At 67.5% G+C, this 21847-nt stretch carries 25 protein-coding genes, 1 tRNA gene and 1 pseudogene; 8 read left to right on the forward strand and 19 right to left on the reverse strand.

The features are described from left to right. Positions 1 to 285: 285 nt before the first annotated feature. From ACIBCT_RS18685 to ACIBCT_RS18710, 6 genes are all read right to left on the reverse strand, one after another. The gene (locus ACIBCT_RS18685; protein WP_399190042.1) at positions 286 to 936 is read right to left on the reverse strand and encodes an HAD family hydrolase; all 651 of its coding nucleotides are present in this window, start codon (positions 934 to 936) and stop codon (positions 286 to 288) included. Positions 937 to 1137: 201 nt separating this feature from the next. Next, positions 1138 to 1416 (reverse strand): Shedu anti-phage system protein SduA domain-containing protein, encoded by a 279-nt coding sequence (locus tag ACIBCT_RS18690; RefSeq protein ID WP_399190044.1) that lies wholly within the window; start codon positions 1414 to 1416, stop codon positions 1138 to 1140. 507 nt (positions 1417 to 1923) lie between these two features. After that, positions 1924 to 3120: an IS701 family transposase gene (locus ACIBCT_RS18695; RefSeq protein WP_399190046.1), complete on the reverse strand. Its 1197-nt coding sequence runs from the start codon at positions 3118 to 3120 to the stop codon at positions 1924 to 1926. 51 nt (positions 3121 to 3171) lie between these two features. Then, on the reverse strand, positions 3172 to 3723 hold the full coding sequence (locus ACIBCT_RS18700) for a transposase (protein ID WP_399190048.1): 552 nt from the start codon (positions 3721 to 3723) through the stop codon (positions 3172 to 3174). A gap of 5 nt (positions 3724 to 3728) precedes the next feature. Further along, on the reverse strand, positions 3729 to 4307 hold the full coding sequence (locus tag ACIBCT_RS18705; RefSeq protein ID WP_399190050.1) for a helix-turn-helix domain-containing protein: 579 nt from the start codon (positions 4305 to 4307) through the stop codon (positions 3729 to 3731). A gap of 136 nt (positions 4308 to 4443) precedes the next feature. After that, positions 4444 to 4854 (reverse strand): hypothetical protein, encoded by a 411-nt coding sequence (locus ACIBCT_RS18710; protein WP_399190052.1) that lies wholly within the window; start codon positions 4852 to 4854, stop codon positions 4444 to 4446. A gap of 550 nt (positions 4855 to 5404) precedes the next feature. On the opposite strand from ACIBCT_RS18710, the gene ACIBCT_RS18715 reads away from it, so the two are divergent. The 3 genes from ACIBCT_RS18715 (at position 5405) to ACIBCT_RS18725 (ending at position 8236) form a co-directional block, all read left to right on the forward strand. Continuing rightward, the gene (locus ACIBCT_RS18715; RefSeq protein ID WP_399190054.1) at positions 5405 to 5821 is read left to right on the forward strand and encodes a hypothetical protein; all 417 of its coding nucleotides are present in this window, start codon (positions 5405 to 5407) and stop codon (positions 5819 to 5821) included. A 256-nt stretch (positions 5822 to 6077) separates the two neighbouring features. Next, the gene (locus tag ACIBCT_RS18720) at positions 6078 to 6647 is read left to right on the forward strand and encodes a methanogen output domain 1-containing protein (RefSeq protein ID WP_399190056.1); all 570 of its coding nucleotides are present in this window, start codon (positions 6078 to 6080) and stop codon (positions 6645 to 6647) included. Further along, positions 6644 to 8236, forward strand: a complete 1593-nt coding sequence (locus ACIBCT_RS18725; RefSeq protein WP_399190058.1) for a SpoIIE family protein phosphatase — start codon at positions 6644 to 6646, stop codon at positions 8234 to 8236. The genes ACIBCT_RS18720 and ACIBCT_RS18725 overlap by 4 nt, the downstream gene beginning before the upstream one ends. A gap of 513 nt (positions 8237 to 8749) precedes the next feature. Here ACIBCT_RS18725 and ACIBCT_RS18730 read toward each other — a convergent pair. Continuing rightward, positions 8750 to 9376: a hypothetical protein gene (locus tag ACIBCT_RS18730; protein WP_399190060.1), complete on the reverse strand. Its 627-nt coding sequence runs from the start codon at positions 9374 to 9376 to the stop codon at positions 8750 to 8752. Positions 9377 to 9785: 409 nt separating this feature from the next. On the opposite strand from ACIBCT_RS18730, the gene ACIBCT_RS18735 reads away from it, so the two are divergent. The 3 genes from ACIBCT_RS18735 (at position 9786) to ACIBCT_RS18745 (ending at position 12468) form a co-directional block, all read left to right on the forward strand. Continuing rightward, positions 9786 to 9998, forward strand: coding sequence for a hypothetical protein (locus ACIBCT_RS18735; protein ID WP_399190062.1), 213 nt, complete (start codon positions 9786 to 9788; stop codon positions 9996 to 9998). 450 nt (positions 9999 to 10448) lie between these two features. Then, entirely contained in the window at positions 10449 to 11567 is a 1119-nt protein-coding gene (locus ACIBCT_RS18740; RefSeq protein ID WP_399190064.1) for an ice-binding family protein, read from the forward strand. Between the two features lie 256 nt (positions 11568 to 11823). Further along, positions 11824 to 12468: a hypothetical protein gene (locus ACIBCT_RS18745; RefSeq protein ID WP_399190065.1), complete on the forward strand. Its 645-nt coding sequence runs from the start codon at positions 11824 to 11826 to the stop codon at positions 12466 to 12468. Here the strand turns inward: ACIBCT_RS18745 and ACIBCT_RS18750 are convergent. Both ACIBCT_RS18750 and ACIBCT_RS18755 read right to left on the reverse strand, forming a co-directional pair. Then, on the reverse strand, positions 12460 to 12633 hold the full coding sequence (locus tag ACIBCT_RS18750; protein ID WP_399190067.1) for a hypothetical protein: 174 nt from the start codon (positions 12631 to 12633) through the stop codon (positions 12460 to 12462). The genes ACIBCT_RS18745 and ACIBCT_RS18750 overlap by 9 nt on opposite strands. 200 nt (positions 12634 to 12833) lie before the next feature. Next, the gene (locus ACIBCT_RS18755) at positions 12834 to 13247 is read right to left on the reverse strand and encodes a hypothetical protein (protein WP_399190069.1); all 414 of its coding nucleotides are present in this window, start codon (positions 13245 to 13247) and stop codon (positions 12834 to 12836) included. A 74-nt stretch (positions 13248 to 13321) separates the two neighbouring features. Between ACIBCT_RS18755 and ACIBCT_RS18760 the strand changes: the two genes are divergently transcribed. After that, on the forward strand, positions 13322 to 13495 hold the full coding sequence (locus ACIBCT_RS18760; protein ID WP_399190071.1) for a hypothetical protein: 174 nt from the start codon (positions 13322 to 13324) through the stop codon (positions 13493 to 13495). A 64-nt stretch (positions 13496 to 13559) separates the two neighbouring features. Here ACIBCT_RS18760 and ACIBCT_RS18765 read toward each other — a convergent pair whose 3' ends face one another. The 4 genes from ACIBCT_RS18765 to ACIBCT_RS18780 form a co-directional block, all read right to left on the reverse strand. Further along, on the reverse strand, positions 13560 to 13733 hold the full coding sequence (locus tag ACIBCT_RS18765) for a hypothetical protein (protein WP_399190074.1): 174 nt from the start codon (positions 13731 to 13733) through the stop codon (positions 13560 to 13562). 39 nt (positions 13734 to 13772) lie between these two features. After that, positions 13773 to 14093, reverse strand: a complete 321-nt coding sequence (locus tag ACIBCT_RS18770) for a hypothetical protein (protein ID WP_399190077.1) — start codon at positions 14091 to 14093, stop codon at positions 13773 to 13775. Further along, positions 14090 to 14230: a hypothetical protein gene (locus tag ACIBCT_RS18775; RefSeq protein ID WP_399190079.1), complete on the reverse strand. Its 141-nt coding sequence runs from the start codon at positions 14228 to 14230 to the stop codon at positions 14090 to 14092. Before ACIBCT_RS18775 ends, ACIBCT_RS18770 begins: the two co-directional genes overlap by 4 nt. Before the next feature lie 220 nt (positions 14231 to 14450). After that, complete coding sequence (locus ACIBCT_RS18780; protein WP_399190081.1) at positions 14451 to 15119, reverse strand: type II toxin-antitoxin system PemK/MazF family toxin; 669 nt, start codon at positions 15117 to 15119, stop codon at positions 14451 to 14453. Between the two features lie 296 nt (positions 15120 to 15415). Here ACIBCT_RS18780 and ACIBCT_RS18785 point away from each other — a divergent pair. Then, positions 15416 to 15801: pseudogene (locus ACIBCT_RS18785) on the forward strand (transposase); the annotation flags it as partial. Positions 15802 to 15835: 34 nt separating this feature from the next. Here ACIBCT_RS18785 and ACIBCT_RS18790 read toward each other — a convergent pair. The 6 genes from ACIBCT_RS18790 to ACIBCT_RS18815 form a co-directional block, all read right to left on the reverse strand. Continuing rightward, the gene (locus ACIBCT_RS18790) at positions 15836 to 16384 is read right to left on the reverse strand and encodes a hypothetical protein (protein WP_399190083.1); all 549 of its coding nucleotides are present in this window, start codon (positions 16382 to 16384) and stop codon (positions 15836 to 15838) included. A 272-nt stretch (positions 16385 to 16656) separates the two neighbouring features. Continuing rightward, positions 16657 to 16733: transfer RNA gene (locus ACIBCT_RS18795), tRNA-Thr, on the reverse strand. A 75-nt stretch (positions 16734 to 16808) separates the two neighbouring features. Next, on the reverse strand, positions 16809 to 18323 hold the full coding sequence (locus ACIBCT_RS18800; protein WP_399190085.1) for an alpha/beta hydrolase: 1515 nt from the start codon (positions 18321 to 18323) through the stop codon (positions 16809 to 16811). Positions 18324 to 18463: 140 nt separating this feature from the next. Beyond that, on the reverse strand, positions 18464 to 19321 hold the full coding sequence (locus ACIBCT_RS18805; protein WP_399190087.1) for a stage 0 sporulation family protein: 858 nt from the start codon (positions 19319 to 19321) through the stop codon (positions 18464 to 18466). 94 nt (positions 19322 to 19415) lie between these two features. Next, positions 19416 to 20570 carry a glycosyltransferase family 4 protein gene (locus ACIBCT_RS18810; protein WP_399190089.1) on the reverse strand — a complete coding sequence of 385 codons (1155 nt, stop codon included), beginning with the start codon at positions 20568 to 20570 and terminating at the stop codon, positions 19416 to 19418. Next, complete coding sequence (locus tag ACIBCT_RS18815; protein WP_399190091.1) at positions 20567 to 21319, reverse strand: hypothetical protein; 753 nt, start codon at positions 21317 to 21319, stop codon at positions 20567 to 20569. Before ACIBCT_RS18815 ends, ACIBCT_RS18810 begins: the two co-directional genes overlap by 4 nt. Between the last annotated feature and the right edge of the window lie 528 nt (positions 21320 to 21847).

A 21847-nucleotide genomic window follows, 5' to 3' on the forward strand; every position in this document is an offset into this window, starting at 1 on the left:
CTGGGAAGTCCGCGACGACATCCACGAAGCCTTCCTCAGCCTCGGCTGTGCCCTGATCTGCTGGCGTCGCCTCAGCTCATTGTGTTAGCGGCTCTTAGCGTTGATTTCCCCTTGCCTTCGGCGGACCTCAAGCTCCTTGGCGCTTGGCTTCGCGGGGTCGGACTTGGCGGACTGGCGCCGCTTCTGAGACTTCCCCATATCCGTCATCGTGAAGAGACCGCAGCTCGGTTGCGAGTCATCGTCAGGCGTTTGTAGCGCATCGGTGAGCGGGCTTGAACCGCTCGGTCACCCGCTCTTCCACAAGATCTCCATCGCCTGGAGCACGTCCGTAACCGTATGGTCCGCCTCGTGTTCCTGGCCCGGCCACGTCCCCCGGTCGATCCAGACGGTACGAAGGCCGGCGGCCCGCCCCCCGCCGATGTCGGCGATCAGGTGATCGCCCACCATCCATCCTCCGTCGGCCAAGGCCATGCCGCACCGCTTCGCGGCGATCTCGAACAGGCCGACATCGGGCTTACGGATGCCTTCGAGTCCAGAGAGTGCATAAGCGTCGACGGCCTCGGCCAGTCCCGTTCGTTGAATTTTGCCGAGTTGGTTGTTCGCTGTCCCATTGGTGACGATGGCCACCTTCCACCCGGCCGCACGAAGCCGTGCCAATCCATCCATCACCTCGGGCTGACAGCGCACCAGGTACGGCATGCGCTGCCGGTAACGGCTCCACAGCTCTTTGACCGTCTCAGGTAAGGCGAAGTGCTCGCGGACCTTGCTGAAGAAGACTTCACGATGCGGGTAACCTGCCTGGTCGAGAGCGATCAGCCAGTCAATCGCTTCATGTCCAAGGCCGTGCTCCTCGGCGAACTCTCCGGTCCATACCCTGAACGCCTCGTTCAGGTTCACGAGCGTATTGTCCAAGTCGAAGAGCGCAAGCCGTTGCACGGCAACACTCTAGCCGAGAGGTTGTTACGAGCATAAGCACCTACATACAAATGGGAGCCAGTCGTGACGTGAGCCACCTGCTCCCTTGCTCAAGCGGAAAATGCTGATCGGTGATGCGCGACCGCGTGAGACGGGGTTGCTGCATCCCGCTGCCAAGCAACTTTTCCACAGCGTAGGGAAGCCGTCATCACGGCAGATCCATCATTCCTTATCTTGAATAATAAAACATGCGCGTTCATACAACTCGTCGAATGTTATTATTTCCACATCGCTCACAGAACGACGATATAGCTCAAACGAAGATACCTTTTCATGATTAAGTCTGCCCGCGGACTCGAATTCTCCCGTATGCCCAACGACAACCACCTGCCTCGACTTTACAGTTGACACTTCGAGACCAGTTGGAGTGCCATCTGAGTCATATTTATGATGAATAAAGTCCCTTATGCCGCGAACCGCCTTCTCTGCAGTTTTTTGCACTTGATATCACCATCCGCCTCTACATCAAGCCCCACATCGGGAAAACGAAGCTTCAGGCGGTCCGGCCCTCCACGATCACCAAGCTCTACCGGGAGCTACTCGCCAGGGGCGGGCGCGGCGGAAAGCCCCTGTCGGTGTCCACCGTCGTCCACACGCATGCGATCCTGCGACGGGCCTTCCGTGATGCCGTCGAGGTTCACGATTACCTCAGTAGCTCGCCTGTCGACAAGGCCAAGCGTCCACGTGGGGACTGGCGGGAGCCCGGCATGATCTGGACCCCTGCTCAGCTCCGGACGTTCCTCGCGCTGGTCCGTTCACACCGGCTGTTCGCCTTCTTCCACCTAGTACTACAGCCAGGTTTTGTTATCTATATCTGGATCTGGTTGTGGCGGAGCCAGCGTTTCCAGTAGTGGCTGCTGCGGGCGCGTGCTTGGTGTTGTCGTCGACGATGTGACCAGGCGAGGGCTTGATGGAGGGTCTGGCCGAGAGGGCGGGTGACGGCGCTGGTCAGGTGTGCCAGGAGACGGCGGATCTCGGCGGGGGTGAGGCGGACCAGGCCTGTTGGACTTTCGGGACGTGGGCGGCAGTGACGGCCAGGTAGGCGTGGGCGAGCATGGCCAGCGTGATATGGCGGTGCCAGCCGTCGAACCGGCGGACCTGGTACTGGTCGAGGCCGGTCTCGTTCTTGGCGGACTGCAAGCACTCCTCGATCGCCCAGCGGGTGCCGGCGACGGCGATGAGGTCCTCCAGCGTGATGCCGACCGGGGCGTAGCACAGGTAGTAGGCCAGCTCCGCTTCGCCCTTGGCGTTGGGGGTCAGGCCGCGGCGGACCAGCAGCCTGCGCTGGTAGCCGGGCTCGGCCTCGAAATGAACCGTGGCCAGCGCCCAGTCATACACGCGGGGCCCTTTGGCGCCCTGGCCGCAACAGCGGCGCTTCCACGCCTCAGGCGGAGCATGGGCGGTCGCGGTGTCGGCGCGGACCTGCCCGCCCCACCCCATGCCGATCCATTGGTTCTTGGGCACCGCGACCACATAACTGAGGCGGTGCTCTTCCAGGAAGCGCCGGAACTTGTGCTCCATGCCGTAGGCCTCATCGGCGCTCACCCAGGAGACCGCCACGCCCGCTTCTACAGCGCGGGCCAGCATCTGCCGTGCCAGCACCGGCTTGGTGGCGAACCGCACCTCCTCTGGAATGCCGGCTGCCGCGCAGCGGTCTGGGTCATCGGTCCAGGACTTCGGCAGGTACAGCTCGGCATCGATCAGCGCCCGGCCCAGCGGAGAGGCGTAGGCAAGGAACACGCCCACCTGGCAGTTCTCCACCCGGCCCGCAGTGCCCGAATACTGGCGTTGCACCCCGGCCGACTTGTCGCCCTTCTTGAGGAACCCGGTGTCGTCCACGATCAGCACACCATCGCGATGGCCGAGGTGCTCTCCCACATAGGCCCGCAGATCGGCGCGCACCTCGCGGGCGTCCCAGCGGGCGTTGTTCAACAGCCGCTGCATCCGATCCGGCGCCGCATCCCCGGCCGCCTCCGCGAGCTGCCAGCCATTTTTACGCTCAACCGGAGCCAGCAGCCCCGTCACATACGCTCGCGCCTGCTTTCGCGGCTCTACCCGCCCGAACCGGCCCGCCACCCGCCCGAACAACGCGTCCAACCCGGACGACCACGCTCGAAGGTCGTCAGCGGTTACCTCATCCAACATGCATCAAATCATAGATAACAAAACCTGGCTGTAGTACTAGTGCGACGTTCCTCAAAGCAGGTAGATAAAACGGCGTCGACGCCGACGAGGCTCAGGAGCCGGGCGGCCCCAGATCCAGGGGCGGGCGCGGGCGTTGAGCTGGGCGGTCGCCACGGCGGTGGCGTAGGCGATCTCGTCAGGGTCGGCGAAGGTCTGCCCGGCCAGGGCCTGGCGGCGGAAGATGCGCCACCAGGCTTCTTGCAGGTTGAGCCAGCAGGCGCCCTTGGGGATGAACACCTGCTGGATCCGTGGATGTTCGGTGAGCCATTCGCGGGTGGAGACGCTGTTGTGGCTGGAGAGATTGTCGGTGATCACCGCGATCGTGTCGATCGGGTTGTTCTTCTCCAGCAGGGCCAGGAAGCGCTGCCAGCCGACACTGTTGCGCGATGCGGCTGTCATGGTGACCGCATGGCCATCAGCGACGCGCAGGCCGCCGTAGACCCAGGTCTTCTCCGGGCCGCGGCTGTATTCCAGCGCGGCTTTGATTCGCCGGCCGTCGGCGCTCCAGCTGGGGGCGGGGTCGAAGGTCCGGGGAAGGACGGGGCCCAACTCATCGGCGGCCACGACCGTCACTCCCGGCGGCGGGCAGGTGTAGAGGGCAACAACGCGGGTTCTTTTGGGGCGAAGTCCGGGTCGTGGCTGGTGGCCCAGGAGCGGGTGCGGCGCCAGCGCACTCCCTCGGCCAGCAGGATCCGCCGCACCTGCGAGCGCGCCACCACAATGCCCAACTCGTGGACGGCCTGGGTCAGGGTGTCCAGCGTCCAGCTGCCTGGCCTGGTCTCATCGGCCGCGGCCAGCTCACCGGTCGCCTGATCGCGCACCGGCCGGCCTGGCGGCGGGGTGCGGGCCAGCGCGATGATCTGCGAGCGTTCGGCTTGGCTGATCCGCCGTTTACGGCCGACACCAGGGCGATCTCCCAGCCCGTCCAGGCCCTGATCGTTGAAGCGCGCCAGCCGGTAGCGCACCGTCTTCTCCGCACACCCCAGCTCACGGGCGATCTGCGGTACTCGCAGCCGCTCCCAGCTCAACGCGATGATCCGAGCTCTACGAATCCAGTCGGCCGGAGCGTGCCGGGCACCGGCCAGTTTGCGGATCTTGCGTTCCTCGATCGCGTCCTTCGGCGCTCGCGCGAACAGGAGCTTCGGCACTGCCTCACCGCCCATCAAGACCTGCTGGGCCCTGATAGTACGTCTAATCTTGCCACTCAAAAAGGAACGGAGCACTAGATGAAGAGAGCAGCCGAGGGGGCGCCCTGCTGCGCGCGAGGGGTAACTCACCGGTCGGCTACGGCCGCTCTGGCGGGAAGTGCCGGTCGAGGATCTTGGCCCATTCGGGCAGGATGACAAACCCCCCACCGGAGGCCTGACGAATCGCCTGAAGCCCGACCAACTCGGCCAGCGCGGCGACGAACGGACTCTCGCGCTGCTCGGCGGGCAGTGCTCGCACCGCCTCCTGTAGGCGGGTGTAGCCCGCGGGGAAGGCGGCAACCGCCCACTGGTCCTCGCGGCGCACCTGCTTGGCGCTGGCCTCGATCTGCCGCTGCCACTGCAGGTGCTCGGCGCAGTCGGGAGCGTGCCATATCTGCGTGATGGTCCTGGGAGCGCCGATGAGCATCAGGCTGTTGTCGGGGCCGGGATCGGCCTGGCAGGTAGAACACTGCTGCGTGTGCTTCGCGGGGTGTGGCTGATCGGCCATGAAGTTCACCTCTGTCGCGGGGGGCGGGAAGGCGTTGTGCGCCACCCCGACATCAACGCCAGGTAGTTGATTTTTCACTTACCGTTATAAAGTGACGATACCTCAGCATGGCGTTCGATCTATGCGTTTATGGGCCATTACGCATCGTCATAAAATGACGATGCGTTCGCGCTGTTCGTGATCCGTCGGGGGCGTCAGGGAGTTACCTCGCGATGGTGACCACCGCTGAGACCGTCTGTGATCTGGGCGCAGAGCTGGTCTCCGGGGAGGCGCACCGCGCCCGGCTGTGCGCCCCCTCGATGGCAAGGGATCGAGGCCCGGGAGCGACGATGAACGACGGTCTCGAACGCACAGGTGCGAACACCGGGAAGGCCGACGACACCGAGCTGGATCAGGGTGTGGGTGTGGGGAGGGCGTCGGGGGGTGGCGGGTGTTGGCGACGGTCTTCAAGGTCAGGCTGTAGGCGGTGAGGATCTCACCGATGGCTTCGAAGTAGGAGGTGCCGCCCTGGCCGCAGTCGCCCGAGCCGCTGGAGGCCGGGGATCGGGTGGTGTTCTACAGCGACGGCATCGCCGAGGCCCGCAACGCCGCCGGCCAGGAGTTCGGCCTGAGCCGTCTCGTCGACTTCATCATCCGCCACACCGCAGACGGCCTGCCGGCCCCCGAGACCCTGCGCCGCCTGGTACGCAGCCTGCTGGACCACCACCTCCCCGCCCAGCCACCGCGTGCACGACGCCCGACGAGCGCACCCGCAGGTTCGAGCCGCCAACGTAGCGGTGTAAGGGTCCGTCGTGCTGGTGCTCTGAGGAGAGCGAGGCGACGGCGTTCACGATCCCTCTTCTGCGGGTTGCGAAGTGAGTTAGCGGTGCAGGGAGGTGGTGGAATGAAGGTAAGTGATCACCGAGAAGGCGTTCGTAACGCCATAACGCACATTTCCTCGCGTAATGAGTTTTATCCCCCCAGGTAAGGACAAAGTGATTCCAGGGCTCTGATGCGCGAGGAGAAGCGGGCTGTCGGTCAGGGCGAAGACCGCGATGATGATGACTACTGCGATGGAACGGTTCCCGGTCAGGCTGGACAGGGACATGGACAGATCGGGCCTTGAAGCGCCGATCGCCCGCCCTGCGTCAGCTGGTGCCTGGATTGCCCCGTGGTGACGGTGTCCCATACGTTAAGGGCGTTGCGCGCCGCGTACCAGGTGGGGGCGGCAAAAGGAGACGGTTATGAGCCAGGTTGCCAACGCGGACATCCCGCTGGATCGTGATGTGTTCATGCGAACCTTGATCCGGGAGCTGGCGGGCTCGCTGGAGTCGGTGGTCGGCCTGGAGGAGGCCTCCGGTTACATCAGCCTGGTGGGCCAGGCGGTGGGCACCGAGATCAACGACACCTACACGCGTGCCTTGGCCGTTGAGCGGCTTTCTCCGCGGCAGGTGGGCGAGGTGCTGGTGGATCTCAAGCGGCGGATCAAGGGTGACTTCCACATCATCGAGCAGGACGATGAGAAGATCGTGCTGGGCAACCGCCTTTGCCCCTTCGCCGAGAAGGTGATTGGACGCGAGTCGATGTGCATGATGACCTCCAACGTCTTCGGCACCATCGCCGCCCGTAACCTCGGCTATGCCCGGGTGGAACTGGCGCAGACCATCGCCCGCGGGGATGCGGGCTGTCGTGTGGTGGTGCACCTGAGCGCCGGAGCGAGCACCGAAGACAGCCTCGGCCGGGAGTACTTCGGTGACGCAGTATCCACGCCGGTGTCCACGGTCGGCGCCGTCGGCGGAGCGGTGGCCGGGTGAGTCTGGGCCTGTTCCGGGCCATCGCCAAACTGCTGCCCAACCCGGTGCTGCTGTGCACCGCCGACGGACACATTCTCGCCGCCAACCCGGCCGCGGGCCGTTTCGTCGCCGACCTGCACGCCGGCGCGGACCTGTTGGCTCTCGCCACGGAAGACACCGACTCCCTGCGTCTGCGCATGAGCCAGTGGCTGTGCAGCGGCGATCCGCTACCGGGCGCGCTGACGGTCAAGGATTCCTCCGGCCGTTCGGTGCGTTTCCGCTGCCACGGCGCCCGGGCCACCTGGTGGGACGGGCCGCAGGCGGCGGTACAGCTGCACATGACCCGCTTGGATCACGCCGACCAGTTCGTGGTCTTGAGCCAGCAGGTAACGGCTCTGAACCGGGAGGTGGCCTTTCGCCGGGCGGCCGAGGCCGAGCGTGAGCGCCTCCTGGTCGCGGAGCAGGCCGCACGGTTGCGCTTGCAGAGGCTATATCGCCTGACCGCCGCCCTGGCGGCGGCCGCCACGCTGGCCGAGGTCGCTCAAGCGGTGCACGACAGCGCACCGGAGGCGCTGAACGCCACCGATGTCATCTTGGAGCTGCATTCGCAGCGGCTGGTGCCGTCCTTGGAGCCCGACGACAGCCTGCGCGCCGTGGCCGGGACCACGTGGATCGACCTCGACCAGCGCATTCCCCCCACCCCTCACCTGCCGCGTTCGGCGCCCGGTCAGATCCTCACGATGGCCGCCCCGCTCACCCGGGCCCGGCTGGAGGCCGGAGATCTGGTGCTGGGCAACCTGGCCGTCCACTACGGCGCAGGCGACCCTCCCGAGGCCGAGCATGTGACCGCGATCGTGCAGCAGATCGCCCAGGCCGTGCGCCGCGCGGGCCTGTACGAACACGAGCACCGCCTGGCCGAACGCCTGCAGCGCAGCCTTCTGCCGCGTGCGGCGACCGTCGAGGGTCTCGACATCGCCAGCTGTTACGCCCCCGGCGCCAACATGGTCGAGGTCGGCGGCGACTGGTACGACGTCCACCTCCTGGATGCCGATCACGTCGGGTTCACCATTGGCGACGTGGCCGGGCACGGCATCGCCGAGGCCGCCCTCATGACGCAGATCAGCGCTGCCCTGCGCAGCATCGTCCTGCGCTGCGGCCCGCACCCTGCCGCCGTCCTGGACGAGCTGAACGACTTCCTTTTCGCCTACCACCGCGGACGGATCGCCACCGCCTGCTACTTGGTCTTCCACCGCCGCACCCGCGCTCTGTGCTACGCCAAGGCCGGCCACCCGCCGCCCCTACTGATCAACGCCGACGGCACCAGCCGCTACCTCGACCAAGCCCTGGCACCCCCGCTTGGCGCGTTCCCCGGAATGCGATACCGCGAAGCGCAGGTCTCCCTCCACGAGGGAGACACCCTGCTGCTGTACACCGACGGCCTCATCGAACGGCGCGATGAGAGTCTGGACGTCGGCCTTGCACGGCTACGCGATCTGGCCCGCCACAGCGGCGGATGGAGCGTGGAGGATCTGTGCGAGCGGTTCTTGCATCACCAGCCCGACGCCGAATTTCCCGACGATCGCGCCCTGCTTGCCGCTCGTTTCCGTTAGCGAGGAAGCCGATTTACCCTCCACGCCCCAGGCCCAGCGGGTCCCACGGGTCCAGTGGGCGCGGTAGGCGCGACGCGGCCGACCGGCCCGCCGGGAGAGAGCGTGAGCATCTCTCACCGATCATGGCCGGCAGGCGCGGCGGGACCCGCTCCCCGGCCGCCCTGGCCTGTGCCCGGATCAGCGATCTGCCCCGTTCCTGAGCCACCTCGCGCACCCGCGCATAGACCCCTCTTGAAACTCCCTGGTCTAAGGGCCAAACGGTCAGAGCCCGCCGACGTGAGGGTGCGGCCCGGGAAGCCGCCGGTCCTGATGTCCTGCGCAGTCTTTCGCGAGCTGCGACGCAGTGGTCTGCGCCGATGACTGTCCCGCCGTTCCTCAACCCGTAGGAGGCCGGCACACCTTCAAGGTCGGCAAGAGCGGATCGGTGCAGAGACGGCGCGGAGAAGGAGTGGGGGACAATGATCACACCGCTTCTGGTGCGGCATCTCGGCCAGGGCCCTGCCGGTGATGATCTCAGCTTGCGCCGGGTATGGCGACGTTCTGCTCGTTGAAGTTGTAACCGTTTTGCGAGGCGCTTTGCCGCAGGCCGTCGAAGGAGTTCTTGCTGGCTTCGAGATCGGGTGCGGTGGCGTTGCCTTTTTCTAGCTTATTGGTCAGATCACTGAAGCGGTCGTCGACCGCCATGACGGCTTTGCACAGCGTCGGGTTGGCCTCGGCGAAGGTTTGAGCGACTCTCAGCTCGTGGATGGCGAAAGCGCCAGCCACCGCCGCTTTGAGGAAAGTGCGCTTTCGCTCATCTGCTCCGGACTGAAATCCGCCGCTTCGTAGTGGTTTGTAGATGTAGCGGTGGAAGGCTCCCAGCGCGAGGCCCGCGTGCAGCGCGAAGCGTGTCTTCGCGAACCGCTTGGCGTTGGCCTGGGCCGGGCAATCCACCTCGTGTCTGTCTTGTTTGCCGGCGCCTGCCGGTCGGGCATTTTCAACAGGTGGCGCCGCCAAGGGCGACGAACTTCCGGGGGCGGTGATTTCGGGTTTCCGGGCGGTCGTTGTGTCGTCACCGCAGCCACCGAGCAGTGTCGCCGCCAGCAACGTCGCCACCGCAACGGCAATGGGCCGATTGGTCCCAGTCATTTCTTCCTCCATAGAAGTTTATGGCGTTCGATTCACGGGAACGCTCGCCCGCGTGCCTGCGGCCAATTTTCGCCTGATCCTATTTCTGCAGCTTAAGCGGTATAGGCCGGTAGGCATGGATGCCACTGCGGCGTGTCGCCTACGTGGTCAGGTGCCGCCTTTTCGTAGGTCCAGTGTCGATTCCGCTTGAAGATCGACTTTGGTATGAATGTCGTGATGTCGCGATTGTGCCCTGCTGCTGTGAGCACCTCACATCGGTGTCCACCGGCGAAACCATTCATGCCTGGGCGAGAAGTCCTGCCAAGGAGGGCGCCGTGCGCCCCTGCGCGCCCCGTGTCGGCGGCAGGAAAGCGGGTTTTTCTCCCCAGTCCCGGGCGGCACGCTGGTCTGGTTCGGTCAGGCCGGTCGTGTCCCGGCGACCGTGGACCTCTTCGACCTGCTCTCCGAGCCGGAGAACGCCGTGATCCGGCACTTCCACTACCTCGGCGCCCCGTACGGCCCCGATCTGGCGACCGTGGTATGCCTGGTGGCCGCCGGACGGCTGCACCCGGCGGCGGGACCGCCGACTGGAGCCGGACCGCTGAGGTCCTGGTGGACCTGCGGGAACGCCGTGTCCGCGGCAAGGCCGTGCTGACGATCGGAGCATCCCGATGAGCGTCGCGGACTTCGCCGCCGCCAACCTGTCGCGCGCGACCGGAGCCGGGCTGGACTCGCACGAGTACCTGCGCTTCACCGGGGGGCTCCCCGATCTCGACGGGTAGGGCGAGGCCTTCATGCGCCACGCGGGCACCTGGCGCGCGCCGGGCGGGCGGCCACCGCGATCTCGGCGGGATCCTCACCGCCGCAGCGATCGCCCCTTCGCAGATCAGCGACATGCCGCCGGTCTGACCGCCGATTCCGCGACGACCTCCTACTCTCGGTTACAGGGTAATCATCGGCCGAAAAAGGGGGACGGATGGGTAGTCCTGTCCCGGGCGGGTCACGACACACCGGGGGCCTCTCGCCTGCGGCGCCCGCGGCGCCCGTGACGGAGCGCCCGGCCTTCCCGCCCGTCGTGACCGCGCGTGTGACGGGGCGCGGGCACGTGACCCCGCTCGTGCTGGTGCTCCTGGCGTCCCTGCTGACCGGGCTCGTGGTCGTGCTACCAGCCGGGAGGTCCGATGCGAGCGCCCCTCAACCGCCGGTGACACTCGGCACGGCCGGGAGCTTCGCCGTTCTGGCCGGCAATTCCGTCGTCAACACCGGCGCCACCGTCGTCACCGGCGACCTCGGGGTGACCCCGGGCGTGACGGTCACCGGCTTCCCGCCCGGAAGCGTGGCCGGAACGATCCATGTGGACGACCCGGCCGCCGTCCGAGCCCAGAGCGACGCCGCCATCGCCTACGCCGACATCGCCTCCCGCACCCCCACCGCGACCGTGCCCACCGACCTCGGCGCCACCACGCTGACGCCAGGGATCTACGCCTCCGCCTCGGGCACCTTCAGCAATACCGGAGACCTCGTCCTCGACGCCCAGGGGGACCCGGACGCGATCTTCGTCTTCCAGGCCGTCTCCACCCTCCTGACCGCTGCCGCCAGCACGGTGACCCTCACCGGTGGAGCCCAGGCGCGCAACGTCTTCTGGCAGGTCGGCACCTCGGCCACGCTGGGAGCCAACTCCACCCTCGCCGGGACGCTCCTGGCGCTGGCCTCGATCACCGTCGGCGCCGACGTGACCATCGACGGCCGCCTCCTGGCCCGTGACGGCACCGTCACCCTGGACACCGACAGCATCACCCGTCCCGCCGGCACGTTGTCCGTCAGCGTGCCCGAGAGCGCGGACCTGGGGTCCGTGCGAGCGAGCGGCACCGGAATCTCGGCCCGGCTCGGCGCGGTCACCGTGGTCGACACCCGCTACGCCCTCGACGCCGCCTGGATCGCGACCGTCAGCGCGACGGCCTTCACCACCGGTGGCGCCACCGCGTCCGAGACCATCGCCCGGAGTCTCATCAGTTACTCCTCCGGCGAGGCCACGGCCACGACCGGGGACGCGACGTTCATCCCAGGCGTCGCCGGCGACCTCGGCTCCACACGTATCGCCTTCTCCGCCTCCGACGGTGCGGGTGAAAACTCCGCCACCTGGAATCCGACGATCACCGTGACCCTGCCCGCCGGCGTCCGCGTCGGCACCTACACCGCCACCATCACCCACTCGGTCGCCTGAGCCGGGACCGTCCCACATCGCGCCGTCCTGGTGGATCCCGAACCTCCACCTCACGACCGCCGGGTGATCCGGTGTCGCGCCGACGGCCGGGCCGGCTATGTCCGGCGGAAGGTGACGATCGACTGGGAGTCGCCGTCCATGAGGACGGCCCTCCGCTCCCGAACATGTCCCCAGCCACCAGGACGGCCGGTCACGATTGGCCATCGCTGACGGCCATCGCGCCGTAGAAGGCACGCGGACCGATCAGCCTGGACATATGAGGTGGTGGCCAGGTTCTCCCCGGTTCGTGCTCGCGGTGCTGGGCGTGGTCCTGGTGGCGGTGCTGGGGTGGGTGCTCGGTCCGGGGGCGGCGTGGGTGCTGGAGCACTTCGACGGGGTACGCGGCCTGGCCGGCAAGGACCTGGCGGCGGCGCTGGACGCGGTGCGCGGGCGGGCGCTGGCGATCGCCACCGGGTTGATCGCGCTGGTGGCGGTGTACTACACCGCGCGCAACGCCGCCACCGCGCGCCGCACCTTCCAACTGAGCGAGCAGGGCCAGGTCACCGACCGCTATACCAAGGCGATCGAGCAGCTCGGCTCCGACAAACTCGACATTCGCCTGGGCGGCATCTACGCGCTGGAGCGGATAGCCCGCGACTCAGCCCGTGACCACCCGACCATCATGGAGGTGCTGGCGGCCTTCGTCCGCGAACACTCTCAAGACGTCAAGACCATCGAAACGGGAAACGAAAAACCTCGCGATCCGAAGCTAAGAACCGACCTACAGGCCACGGTCACCGTCATCGGCCGCCGTACCGTCGGTCAGGACTCGCCCCTCGCGAGGATCAATCTCTCCCGCGCGAACCTCACCGGCGCGAACCTCACCGAGGTGACCGGCCTACCAGCGGAGCAGTCACCGTGAGCGGCGACCGGCGTTGCGCTGCAGGCGCTCCATGCCGCCGGGGTAAGCTTCGCCGAGCGCGGCCGCGACGTCGGCCAGGCGCCGAAACAGCTTCTCGTGGTGCCAGTGCTGACGGCCCAGCTCGCCTTCGCGCACCTGCTCGGCGAGCTCGGCCAGCAGCGCCATCCACCCGGCCGCGGTCGTTGGCGACGGCGTGGTCGACGCGGTCGGTGCGCTCTGCTCGGCGCCCGACGACGGATCGGCGGGGGAGCGGGGCGGGTTCGCACGACGGTCTGGCGGATCACTTCGCGGACCGGTTCGCTGCGCGCGGTGCCGGCACTGAGTCCATGAAGATCGGCCGCACCACCGCCGTGGATGAAGACAGGTCAGCTCAGGCTGTTGATCCAATCGGCGACGATGCCGCGTATCAACTCCTGCGCTTCACCAAGTGGTAGCGGCAGCGACCCTTTTGATCCTTTCAGGCGCGCGTGCCTGGCGGTTGGCCCCACGAGCTCCTGGCGGTTGGCGTTCTCTGTGAAGCGATTGAGCTGCGGAGAAATCACCCAGCCGGTTTTGTGCAACTCGATAGGTTCGATGTTCTTCTTGATGATCTCAATCAGTTTGTAGAGCTCGACCCAGTCGAGTGGGCGCCGACCGAGAATTCTCAGCGCTTCCGCGATGTCCGGATGCACAAGGGCTGCGGCGACGATGGCGTCGCCGGGCGCCGGGCGCGGTTGAGCTTGTCCGTCGATCACTACGGTGGGCGACGGTATGACGGCGCGGGCCGGGACGGTGTCCACGGCGATGACGGCGTGCTTGTTACCCGCACTGTCTTCGAATATTGGCCGGTGAGTCGGACAGGGGTGAAGCTCCGGTGCTGGAGGGTGGCGACGCCGTTCACTTCGACGAGCAGTTCCTCAGCCTCCTGAAGAAGGTTCTCGCTGTTACTGATCAGTCCATCAAGACGAGTACTGGTCAGGTAGTGGCCGCCCTCATCGGCACCGATTCGCGCGTTGCCGTCGGCGAACAGCTCTTTCAACAGCAGTAGGTCGGCGTCAGTTCCGTTTAGCCGTGCTTTCCCAATCACGTCGGGAGAGTAACCCCCTCTCTAGCTAAAGGCGACCATCCATGCACGCATCGTTGCAAAATTCGCCCTTCGGCGTCAGGGCCGCGCTGTTCCTGATGAACTGCTGTCGTTCATCGTTACGCACCAGGGCGACGTCGTCGCTCGCTGGCACGCCGACGACGAAGGAGTTGGCGTGGCGTCGATCGCCGTCGACCGTCACAGCGAGCACCGAAGTGGCGATCGCAGCCGGTTCCACCCTCTACGCGCTCGCCGACAGGTCTCCGGACGCCTGGCATCGGCAGGGCGTCATCACCAGCGTGCGGGTGGCCGCGTCCAGGTGCGCCACCGTCTTCGATCCCAGGCAGTAGCGGCATCCCAGGACGGCGGCGGCCGCGGCGTCGGACCAGATGCGGTGCTCCCACGCCGGTGGCGGCTCAGCGGGCGGTGGGGGAGATTCGGCGGGCTCGTGCTCGGCACCGACCCAGCCCCGGCCGTGGCAGAACCGGCACGCGATGCGCAGCCGGCCCAGCCGCTGGCCGCCCACGCCCTCGCACTCGGGGCAGATGATCGGGTCACTCATCGCCGCCCCGTCCCGGCGCACGCGGTACACGCCACCCAGACGCTCTGCTTCGGGCCGGTGCCGTTGCGGTCGATCCATTCGCCGCCCGCCCCCAGGCAGGTGCCGCAGATTGGCGGGTGGTGTTGCTCCTCGGCCATACCCCGACGCTACGCCGCTCCGAGGATCCCGTCAGGCCCTTCCCCGCCGTCTTGCCCGCTTTCCTCCCTGTTTCAGACCGCGTGCTCGTCGTGGTAGCCCGTAAGGCGGTCGGTGATTGCGGCAGCCACGGGGCGAGCGCAGCGAGGACCCGTGGCCTTGAGGGCCACGGAGCCTCTTGCTGTGAAGGAAAGCTGTGGCCGCAATCTCCCGGCCCCCGCATCATGGCTCTAAGCGACTGATGCGCCTTCTCAACGCGGACTTGGAGATCACGATAGGTCGATCGATTGCCACCCAGCTATACTTGTCAGACCGAGGAAGCTTGACGTGCGGCCACCCGTCTCGCTGCGTACTCGTTATCTTGTACACCGTCACATGGTATTCGCTGACAGTGTCGATCAAGCAGGGCCGGTCCTTAGAACCTGCCGTCTCTTCGAAGGGGATTTCCGCATACCAGATGTCATTGACCATAGGCCTCGGCCGCCCTTTTTCGCGGCGTTCTGTGGTGGAACCACTGGGGTGGGGACAAGAGGGGACGGGCCGAGGCGCCGGTCGGCTTCTGGAGTGCGCCGGGGGCGCTCGATGTACCTGTCGGTTCAGTTCTCGACGTAGGTCCTGATAAATCGCGAAGGCTTCCTTGTGCCCCAGGACGTGGGCCTGCCAGAAGTAGGAGCATGCCTGTCCTTTCCGGCCTTCACGCAGGAACTCCTGCGCTATGCGGAATGCCTCCTGATCCCCCCGGATTCTTGGCGCCCGGCTGAGAGGCGCCTTCGCCACGCTTTCCTTATAGAGGGCCCGACCGATCGCGTAAACCAATGCTGCAATGCAGAGAAAGACCATGACCACGGCAAGGAGCGAGGAGGAGAATCCGTTCATCAGGTGGCACCTCATGTCAAGACATCGGGTTACTGATAGATGGTGCACTATTTTTCCATCTGGCTCCGCTACACGGAACAGGTGCAAACAGGAGTGGCTGGCGAATCTGGATCGCGGTGAGCTGACATCTAGCTTTTCCTCCCCGCCCTGAAGCGGCACGCCCCTGCGCCACGGTCACCCCTGCGACCTGGGAGCGCGGCTCCGATCGGCTGCGGCGCCTGGGCGAGGACTTCGCCCCCGCCTGAGGCCTCGCGCGCTCGCGCGTAAGGGGGCTCCCGAAACTCTCAAAACTCCCCGCTCCCCCCCGTCCCACCTGGGCCGCGCTGAGATCGATCCGGGCCGCCCGTCCGGACGGCGCTCCGATCTACGCATCCTCGACAACCTCTCGGCGCACAAGAACTGGCGCATCCGCAACTGGGCCCGGCGCAACAAGGTCGAGTTGTGCTTCACCCCGACGTATGCCTCCTGAGCCAACCCGATCGGGGCGCACTTCGGGCCGTTGCGGCAGTTCACCATCGCCGACTCCGACCACCCCAACCATGTGGTGCAGACCCGGGCCCTGCATGCCTACCTGCGCCAGCGCAACGCCAACGCCTGTCACCCCGATGTGCTGGCCGCCCAGCGCCGGGAACGGGCCCGCGTCCGCAGCGAAAAGGGCATCCGCTGGGGCGGACGCCCTCTCCCGCTCGCCGCATGATCACCCAACCCGGTGAACCTATGTGGTCACCGCACTAGCTGATGTGATTCACCCAGAGGCCGATGGGAACCGATGCCGTGGCAGACGCGAGGAAGCCTAAGAGGAAGAACATCCACTCGCGACGCCGCTCCGCGCGAATGGTGGCTTTGGTCTCACCGACGAGGATTTCCCTGATCTTCTCGGCTTCCTCGGTGTTGATTTCGAGGAGTCGCTGCTGTTGCTCGGCCTCGGCAAGCAAGGTCGCGCGGGCAGCCTGTTGGGCTTCGAGGTCGCGCCGAAGCTCGTCCATGAGCGTGGTTGCTTCGGCGAAGGCAGAATTGACGCTCTGGATACGATGCTGGAGCCGTTGGCCAGGGTCTTCTTCTGCGATGACGAGACGTCTCGCCTGCCTCCGCCAGAGGAAACGGATGGCGACGCCGATTGCTCCAAAAGCGAGTATGGCGAGGATCCCGCCAATCCATTCGGGTACCCATTGGTGCTCCCCGAGGAGCCGGATGCCAGAGAAGACCCCAACAGCGGCGAAGGACACGATCGCAAGACCGCCACTGATGTCGAGCAGGCGTGAGAGTACCTTCCGTTGCATGTCACCTATTGCATAGCGTCAGCGAAGGAAAGGGCTTGGCTGTGATCCAATCGCTATCGTCCGGCGGGACAAAGTCTGTTCGAGTTCGTTGAAGATCACGGCAAGAGGGCATGATCAAGTACGCCCTTGCCTCCGTCGTTCAGCGAACGATGCCAGAGCCTCGTCAAGACAATCAGTTTTCCCCCTGCTAGCACCAAACGCTTCTCACGAGGAGCTGTTAGCAGGGGTGTTAGCAAGAGGCCCCCACCGGAACCCGGTGAGGGCCTCTGACCTGGAGCCGCCTTGGGGAATCGAACCCCAGACCCCTTCATTACGAGTGAAGTGCTCTGGCCGACTGAGCTAAGGCGGCGTGTCGTGTCCTTCGACACGACCTATGGCAGTCTACAGGCTTCCGGGGGCTCTCCGCGCCCTGGAATCAGCGGAATCAGCCGATCTTGGGGCAGCGGGTCCCGTCCCGGGGAACGGCCAGGTCGATCAGGTAGTCGTCCACCAGACGGTCCACGCACGCCGAGCCGGTGAGGTAGGCGGTGTGCCCGTCGCCGTCGAAGCCGACCAGGACGCCCGAGGACAGCTGGGAGGCCATGGCCTCGGACCACTCGTACGGCGTGGCCGGGTCCCGCTGGGTGCCGACGACCATGATGGGCGGGGCGCCGGGCGCGTCGATCTGCTCCCGGGCACCCCCCTCGACCGGCCAGTACGCGCAGGGCAGTGAGCTCCACACGACGTACGCCCCGAACAGGGGTGCCCTCGCCGAGGACTCGCGGGCCGCGGCCGCGTAGACGGCCGGGTCGGCGGGGTAGGGGGAGTCGACGCAGTTGACGGCCAGGTTCGACTCGGTCTGATTGGCGTACTCCCCGTCCTCCCGCCGGTCGATCAGCAGGTCGGCCAGGCGCAGCAGGGGGGTCCCGTCGCCCCGGAGTGCCCGGCCGAGCGCCTGGCGCAGGATCGGCCACGCCTGCCGGTCGTAGAGGGGAGTGATCATGCCGAGCGTGGTCCAGGCCTCGGTCACCGTACGGCCGTCGCCGGTCGAGTTGGCCAGGGGACGGGTGTCCGCGCGGCGGAGCAGGCCGGCGATCTCCGCGCGGGCGGAGGTGACCGATCCCGTGAAGGGGCAGGCCGCGGCCCGCAGGCAGTCCCGCAGGAAGGCGTCCAGGGCGGTCTCGAAACCGCGTGCCTGGGCCGCGTTCACCTCCAGCGGGTCCAGCGAGGGGTCCACGGCACCGTCCAGGACCAGGGCGCGGACGCGGCCGGGGAAGAGGTCGGCGTAGACGGCGCCCAGATGCGTGCCGTACGACTTGCCCAGGTAGGTGAGGCGGGGGTCACCGACGGCGGCGCGCAGCAGGTCCATGTCGCGGGCCGCGTCGGCCGTGCCGACGTGCGGCAGGAGCCCGGCCGAGCGGGCCTGGCACCCGGAGGCGAACCGCCGCGAGCCCTCCTGCAGCGCGGTGACCTCCCCGGGTGAGTCGGGCGAGGCGTCGAGGCCGACGTAGGCGTCCAGTTCGGCCGAGGACAGGCACCGGACCGGGGAGGACTCGCCGACGCCGCGCGGGTCGAAGCCCACGATGTCGAAGCGTTCCCGCAGGGCCCGGCTCACCACCGTGCGGGCGCCGCGCGCGTACCGGACCCCGGACGCGCCGGGACCGCCGGGGTTGAGCAGGAGCGAGCCGATCCGCCGTCCCGAGGCGGGGAGCCGGATCACGCTGAGCTCGATCCGCTCGCCGTCCGGCCGGGAGTGGTCGAGCGGCACGGCGAGCCGGGCGCACTCGAAGCCGTCCCCGCACCCGTCCCAGCCGAGCCCGTCCCGCACACCGGCGCCACCGGGGCCGACCAGGGTGCCGTCGCCGCCGGAAGCACGGTCACCGCCGTCGCCGCCGGGACCGCCGCACGCCCCGGCGACCAGGGCCAGCGCCGCCAGGACTGCGGCCACACGCGATCTCACGCCTTGTCGCTCCGTAGGTCAGGTCGCGTACCGATCCGGCGTGAGAGGTCCGCCGTGCGACGCCGGGACTGGCGCGTCCCGTCCCCCGGGACGCGCGTACGGTCCATTGTCCCCGACGGCGACGTCCGGCGCCGGGCGGATCAGCCCTCGGGCCCGCTTTCGGCCACCTTCACCGCGCCGCCGTACGCCGCGTCGTGCTGCTTGCGCGGGGAGCACACCGACGCCGACGGGCACGCGCAGCGCCGGCCGCTCTCCTCCAGGCGGACGACGACGGAGTCGGAGGGCACGTTGCGGGCCACGACCGTACCCGCGCCCTCCGGGGTGTCGACCTTGAGGCCGATGCGGGGCATCCTGCTGTGCGCGTCGAGGTAGAGGGGGTGCTCGTACTTCAGGCAGCACATCAGCCGGCCGCACGCCCCGGCGATGCGCAGCGGGTTGACCGGCAGGTCCTGATCCTTGGCCATCCGGACGGAGACCGGCTCGAAGTCCTTGAGGAAGGTGGCGCAGCACAGGTCGCGCCCGCAGGGGCCGATGCCGCCCTGGAGGCGGGCCTCGTCGCGGGGGCCGATCTGGCGCAGCTCCACCCTGGCGCGCAGGTTGCGGGCCAGATCACGGACCAGTGCGCGGAAGTCCACCCGGTGGGGGGCGGAGAAGTAGACCGTGTAGACGTTGTCGTCGTCCACGTAGTCGACGCCGACCACCTTCATGGGCAGGGCGTGCCTCTTGATCAGGCGTTTGGAGACGCTGCGCGCCTCTGCGCGCCGCCGCTTGTTGGTCTCGTCGCGGGTCAGGTGCTCCTCGCCCGCGATGCCCGCGCACACCGGCAGCCCCTCGACGTCCTCGCTCGTCCACTGGGGCGCCCAGACGCACTCGGCCACCTCGGGCCCGGAATCGGTGGGAACCAGTACCTTGTCCCCGACCTTCGGGCTGTGCTCGCCGGGATCGAGGTAGTACAGCCTGCCGTAGCGGGTGAAGCTCACCGCCATGATCATGCTCATGAGGCTCCAAAGCTGGGGGGACGGCTCCCGTTCACCCTACGCTCCACATCCGGCGGAGCGCTGGGCCCGTACGGGAAGGGCCCAGCCGCCGTGCTCAGCGGCCGAGTTCGGCGAAGGACTTCTCCCAGCGCTCGGCGATCATGGAGATGTCGTAGTTCCTGGCCGCCAGCAGGGCGCTCTCCGCCATCCGGCGACGGCCCTCCTCGTCGTCGATCATCCGGATCAGCCCCTCCGCCAGGGCGTCCACGTCGTCGGCCGGGACCAGCAGCCCGTTGACGCCCGAGGTGATGATCTCCCGAGGACCGCGGGGGCAGTCGAAGCTGATCACGGGCACCCCGGAGGCGAAGGCCTCGATGATGGTCATGCCGAACCCCTCGAAGCGGGAGCTGACCGCGTGGATGGACGCCTTGGCGAGCTCGCCCTGGATGTCGCCGGTGGAGCCCATGAACGTGACGTTGTTGTGCAGGCGGAGCTTGACCGACAGCCTCACCAGCTTCTCGCCGACCCGGCCCTCACCGTAGATCCGCAGCTTCCAGTCGGGACGCTCCTCGGCCACCCGGACGAACGCCTTCAGCAGCCGGTCGTACCCCTTGACCGGCACCAGCCTGCCCGCCGCCAGCACGATCCGGTTCTCCTGCCGGGAGCGCGGCCGCGGCCCGCCCGGCAGCCCGTTGCCGATGGTGAAGACCCGGGTGGGCGCCCCGTCGAGCATGTTCCGGTAGTCGTGCTCGTCGGCCTCGGTCAGGGTGACGACCGCGTCCAGCTTCGGGTACCACGTCCGGATCTCCTCGAAGATCCCGGGCTGGTGCGCCTCGAAGTGCAGGTGCTCCTGGGCGATGGTGACGACCCTCTTGTGGGCGAACCTCGCGGCCATCAGGTTCAGCCCGGCGCGGGTGGTGATCAGCACGTCGCTGCGGAGCCTGCGGAGCTCGCGGACCAGGACCGTGTCGCTCCAGGCGTTGAAGGAGGCGTAGGCGCGCTCCTCGGGGTGGATCAGCGTGCTCTCCTGCGCGCTCAGGCGCGCGGCCTTCCTCGCGAACGGCCAGCGGACCTTGGCGCCCTCGCGCAGGTCCACCAGCGAGCGCAGCCTCACCCGGGGGGCCAGCGGCAGGAAGGGCCGGTCGGCGTGCTGGAAGACGCTGATGATCTCGACATCGTGCCGTTCCGACATCGCGCCGGCCAGGTCGAAGGTCGCGCGGATGGTGCCGCCCATGCCGTAGGCGTTCAGGATGAGAAAGGAGATCTTCACGAGGTCGCCTCCTCGACGCTGACCGCGACGGCGAGGCTGTCGGTCTCGGTGTAGTACGGCCGGACGCGGATCTGCGCCACCCGCTGGGCGGGGAAACGGACCTTGGTCTTCTTGTCGACGATGTCGTCGAGGCGGGTCGCCAGCGGGAGCCGGGTCCCGGCGATCTCCGCGTACAGGTCCCAGAAGACCCGGGGCCGTACCTGGTTCACGGTCATGGGTTCGATCTCCAGCGCCCCCTCGAACCACCGGCCCTGGAAGCTCGCCGGACCGCTCACCGGTCCCGGTCCCTTCCGCGCCACGGCCACCAGCCTGGCCTCCCCCCGGATCGGGTCGCCGTACGCGACGGCGCCCTCGGCCTGGATCACGCCGTCGTCCGCGGTCACGCGGATCACCTCGACGTACGGCTCGACCTCGCGCACCCGCAGGCCGAGCAGGCCGGCGGGGGTGCGGAAGGCCCTGATCTCCCGGCTGCGGCGGGTCTCGGCGTAGGACCAGAGCCCGTCGAGGCAGAACCCCGGATCGTCGGTGAGGACAGGCTCCCCGCGGTTGAAGGCCATCCAGTCCCCGGCGGGCAGGACCCTCAGATCCGCCGCCGGGCATTCCTGGCCGGTCTCCACGTGCCTGAGGACGATCTCCGCGTCGACCGGCTCGGGCCACTCGATTCTCAGCGTGTCGTCGTTCTCCACGCGGCTCGTCACGGCCCGCCCGCCCGTGGGCGAGATCATCCCGTGGCGTGCCTCGATGCTCACCAAGAGTCCCCCGGTCTTCGCTGCTCATCCCCATGAAGAAGGGCACTGTTGCACTGTTTTATAACAAAAACGCTAATTTTCGTCCGTGAATCTTAACGACTCACATCTCCACTTTGAGTCGACTTGGCGGAGAATGGTTCCATCTAATCGGAAAAATGCGGATAGTGACCACTCGGCCGCAGGCCCGCGCCCCTTACCGGCCGATATCGCGCCCCACGAGCCCGCGTATGCCGGGCTTCGGTACGCCGGAAAATTCCTCTGCCGGACATCCCGAACCCCGGCCCCGCCGGGGCCGTACGGGCAGGGGCCGGGCGCGCCGGAGAACGGATCCCGGACCGTCCCGAGAGCACCGGAAAGACCCCTCGGGACCGCGGAACACCGCGCACGCCGAGGACGGCCGGGCCCGCCGGGCAACACCGCGGCGCCGCGGGTCGCGGCGGGGCGCCGAGGACGTCCGGGAGAAACCACGGAGGCGCCGTGGAGCACCGGGGAACGCTCAGGAACGCCGGCAGCGCCGGGAGGCACAGA

It is taken from the genome of Streptosporangium sp. NPDC050855 (assembly GCF_044456585.1).
Lineage (GTDB): Bacteria > Actinomycetota > Actinomycetes > Streptosporangiales > Streptosporangiaceae > Streptosporangium > Streptosporangium longisporum.